The organism is Streptomyces mexicanus, from assembly GCF_902506575.1.
Taxonomy (GTDB): Bacteria; Actinomycetota; Actinomycetes; order Streptomycetales; family Streptomycetaceae; genus Streptomyces; species Streptomyces mexicanus.
In genome coordinates this window covers 1-3,707 of the sequence record NZ_LR732647.1, presented here as the reverse complement: position 1 = coordinate 3,707, position 3,707 = coordinate 1, and the positions used below count along the sequence as shown (strand labels likewise).

At 70.6% G+C, this 3,707-nt stretch carries 4 protein-coding genes; 2 read left to right on the top strand and 2 right to left on the bottom strand.

Features of this window, described 5'->3' with window-relative positions:
- Window positions 1-272 (bottom strand): helix-turn-helix domain-containing protein (locus GV126_RS34180; protein WP_159675124.1); only part of this gene is annotated, 272 nt, incomplete at its 3' end.
- 349 nt (window positions 273-621) lie between these two features.
- Between GV126_RS34180 and GV126_RS34175 the strand changes: the two genes are divergently transcribed.
- The gene (locus tag GV126_RS34175; RefSeq protein WP_159675122.1) at window positions 622-1,341 is read left to right on the top strand and encodes an RNA polymerase sigma factor; all 720 of its coding nucleotides are present in this window, start codon (window positions 622-624) and stop codon (window positions 1,339-1,341) included.
- Window positions 1,338-2,438, top strand: coding sequence for a CU044_5270 family protein (locus GV126_RS34170; protein ID WP_159675120.1), 1,101 nt, complete (start codon window positions 1,338-1,340; stop codon window positions 2,436-2,438). The genes GV126_RS34175 and GV126_RS34170 overlap by 4 nt, the downstream gene beginning before the upstream one ends.
- A gap of 564 nt (window positions 2,439-3,002) precedes the next feature.
- Here GV126_RS34170 and GV126_RS34165 read toward each other — a convergent pair.
- Window positions 3,003-3,569, bottom strand: coding sequence for an ester cyclase (locus GV126_RS34165; RefSeq protein WP_201299985.1), 567 nt, complete (start codon window positions 3,567-3,569; stop codon window positions 3,003-3,005).
- Window positions 3,570-3,707 lie beyond the last annotated feature (138 nt).

Genomic DNA, 3,707 nt, shown 5'->3' with positions numbered 1-3,707 from the left:
GGGGTGGCCGCCGCCGGGGCGGCGGGTGCGGGGTAGAGCTCCGCGAGCTTGTTCAGCAGCCGCGCGTACGCCTCACGTTCGGGGCCGCGCGGCTCGGTCGGCTTCTTCAGCGACTCCCAGCCGGAGACCGTCGCCCGGCGTACCTTCAACGCCGCGGCCACTTCGTCCAGTGTCAGCCCGTGAGCCTGGCGCAGCCGCTTGCGCTCCTCCACCGGCGGCAGCGGCGAACGCGACGCGACCAGCGCATCGACCGCGTCGAACAACTCGGACATGAAACACCTCCTGACGAGGAGCCTATCCCGGGAACCGTACGGATCGCGTGAACTCAGCGTACGAACGCCGTACGAAGGGCGGTTGCTCGGGGCGACTGTCTGACGGCCGTCCCGCCCACGCCGGAGCCCGCCAGGGTCGGGTCCAGCGAGGAAGTCCAGGGCTCCCGGACGGCCTTCGCCTCCGGCTCTGCGCGACCATGCGAGAGTTCGCCGCCGTGGCACCACGCCACCGGTGGGTACGCCTCACGGTCTGTCTGCTGGCGAAAGGGGAAACCCGGCGGGACGCGTGTGAGGCACGTCACTGGAAGACGGACCGAGGTTCAGACAGCTCATAGAGGTGAGCATTGACATGCGTGCCCGACTACGGGCCGGAGATCCGGCTGTGTTCGCCGAGTTGTTCGACATGTACGCCCGGGGCGTGTACAACCACGCTTTCCGTCTGACCGCCGACTGGTCGACGGCCGAGGACGTCATGGCCACGACCTTCATGGAGGCATGGCGGCTTCGCGACAGGATCGACGCCGAGGGCGGTTCGCTGCGGCCCTGGCTGCTGGGCATCGCCACCAACACCGCACGCAACCAGATACGCAGCAACCGGAGCTACCGCCGGGCAGCGGTGGCCACCGCGGCGGCCGAACTGCCCGTTGCGGACCACGCCGATGAGGTCACGATGCACATCGACGACCAGCGCAGGCTGGCTGCGATCCTTCGGGCACTCGGCTCGTTGCGCAGGGCGGAGCGGGAGGTCGTCGCACTCTGCCTGGGGGAAGGGCTCGACTACGAGGCGGCGGCGAAGGCGCTGGGGATCCCGGTGGGCACAGTGGCGTCCCGGCTCTCCCGGGCCCGCAAAAAACTCCGCTCCCTCACAGAGGTCGAGTTCGCACAGCACGGCGATGCCGCGACGGCCGGCCCGCACGTGCAGAGCGGCCCCGTCCGGCCCGCGCCGCGGACACCGAGCGTGGACGGAGCCGGAAAAGTTCGGAGCAGGCGGGAAGCCGGGGCGGCCGGCCGACAGATACCAGGTGATCGCGTCAACACCGTCCGGCCCGCACAGGAAGGAAACCGATGAGCGCGAACACGCCCCGCCAGACCCCGGGCGCTCCGGAGGAAGCCGTCGCAGGGTTGCTGTCCCGCACTGCGCGTGACCTGCCGACGGGCCGCCACGAGCATCACAAGGAGCGCCTGATGGCACACATCGAGCAGGCACAGCACGCGCAGGAGACTGACCCCAGCACCCCGAAGGCGCGACGGCTCCGGTTGCCCCGCCCGGCCGTCGCACTGCCCGCCCTGGCCGCCGCCGTGGCCGCCGCCGTCGTCGCCGCGACGGCGATGACCAGCGGTGACGGAAACGGGGGCGGTCCCGTCCTCGCCACCGGACCGGCCCTGACCACACAGATCGGCGCCGCGAGCCCGCACGGGGTCACCCGGCTGCTCGATCAGGTCTCCCTGGTCGCGGCACACGACGACCACCCGGCCCTCAAGGCGGGCCAGTACGTGTACATCGAGTCCAAGACGGCCGACACCTTCGTCAAGACCGTCGACGGCAAGAGCAGCCTCGCCAGCCACGAGCTGCACAAGCGCCAGGTGTGGTACTCGCCCGACGGAACCAAGGGGTGGCTGATCGACCCCGCCGTCAACGACAGCCCCGAGGGGGAGACCCTCAGCCTCCCCGACGAGCAGGGCAACACCCCGGTCGCCGGCCTCAACAACCCCTCCTACGACTACCTGACCAAGCTGCCCACCGACCCCGACACGCTCCTCGGCAAGATCTACAAGGAGACCAAGGGACACGGCAACTCCCCGGACCAGGAGGCGTTCACCACGATCGGCGACCTCCTCGGCGAGAGCTACCCGCCGCCCGCCCTGACCAAGGCGCTGTTCAAGGCGGCCGCGAAGATCCCCGGCGTCGTCACCGTGAACGACGCCGTCGACGCGGTCGGTCGGCACGGCGTGGCGGTCGCCCGGCTGGACGGCAAGAGCGGCCAGCGCGAGGAATGGATCTTCGACAAGAACACCCACGTTTTCCTCGGCACGCGCACCGTCCAGGTGAGCAAGGCCGTTGGCCCGGAAAAAATCATCAAGCCCGGCACCGTCCTGTTCACCAGCGCCGTCACCCAGCGGACCATCGTCAACGCCATCAAGCAGGTCCCGTCCGAGGACAGCTGACACGCTGACACGACCACAGAGCCGCGGAGTTGCGGAGTCGCATAGTTGCGGGGGCTGCTCGGGGAATCCCCCTGGGCAGCCCCCGCGTTTCTGCGACCCGATGAGCTTCCGGCAGGCCCTCCCAGGGATGAACCCGCAGGCACCTCAACGTGCTCTCGCGCACCTGAAGGGCGCGACTGCCGGAAGCGGCCGCCCACCATGTCGCCGGAAACGGCTGCACGTGGTGGGCGGCCGTTCTTCCATGGTCTTGGCTTGGCTTGGCTGCCGCCGACGGCCTCCGTCGCGCATCAGCGGGGACCCCGGCCGGCGCCGTGCGGTTTGCGAAACCGGTGGTACAGGGGGGCGACGAGTACGGCGAGCAGCATGCCGCAGGCCACCTGGAAAGCCCAGCGGAGCCAGCCGCCCGGAGCGTGCGAGACGCGACCCAATGCCTTTGCCGCCGAGGTCCCGCAGGACGTGACCCAGGGGGTGCCGGAGCCCGAGGAGCCGAGTGCCCACGCAGCGCGCGCCGCCCTCGCCGGCCATGTGGTCGGCGAGGGCGGCGCGGCCGCGGGCGGGTGGTGCTTACAGGGCGTGGAGCTGGGTGAGGAGCTGAAGGGTGTCGGAGTTGAGCCAGTACTCGACGAACTTGCCGTCCTTGATGCGCAGCGTGTCGGTGCCGGTGAAGGTGACGGTCGTGCCGGGCTGGGCCTTGGCGCCGGGGAAGCCGCCGGCGTAGGTGCCGGTGGCCGTCCAGCGCACGGAGGCGCGGTGTCCGGCGATCAGGGGGTCGATCTGCAGGGAGAAATGCAGGTCGGGGAAGGCGGCGCGAGTCTGGGAGATCCAGGCCACCAGGCCGTCGGCGCCTCGGACGGTGCTGCCGTCGCCGCCGTCGAGCAGGGCTGCGTGGACGGTGAAGTCCGGGGAGATGATGGCCTCCGCCTGGGTGTAGTCGCCGTTCCACAGGCGCAGCCAGGCGTCGAGCATCGCCGTCGGGTTCTTGGCGGCCGCCCGGTGGTCCGGGGCCGTGACCGAGTGGGCGGCCGGGGTGGCGGAGGAGGTGGTTGCTGCGGCCGTTGTCGCGGTGACGGCCAGGGCTGCCACGGCGGCGGGGAGAAGCAGGCGGATGCGGGTGCGGGCGGTGGTGGTCATGATGGTTCCTCACATATCCGAGTGGTAAAGAGCGGTGGTCGCCGGTCGGGCTGGGGTGTCGGTCGGTGCAGACGGGGCCGTGGTGTCGGTCGGTGCAGGTCGGGCTGGAGGGTGTCAGTCGGTGCAGGTGGTGCCGGG

Coding starts and splice junctions, on each gene's coding strand:
- GV126_RS34175 (WP_159675122.1), top strand. CDS start 622: ATGCGTGCCCGACTACGGGCCGGAGATCCGGCTGTGTTCGCCGAGTTG.
- GV126_RS34170 (WP_159675120.1), top strand. CDS start 1,338: ATGAGCGCGAACACGCCCCGCCAGACCCCGGGCGCTCCGGAGGAAGCC.
- GV126_RS34165 (WP_201299985.1), bottom strand. CDS start 3,569: ATGACCACCACCGCCCGCACCCGCATCCGCCTGCTTCTCCCCGCCGCC.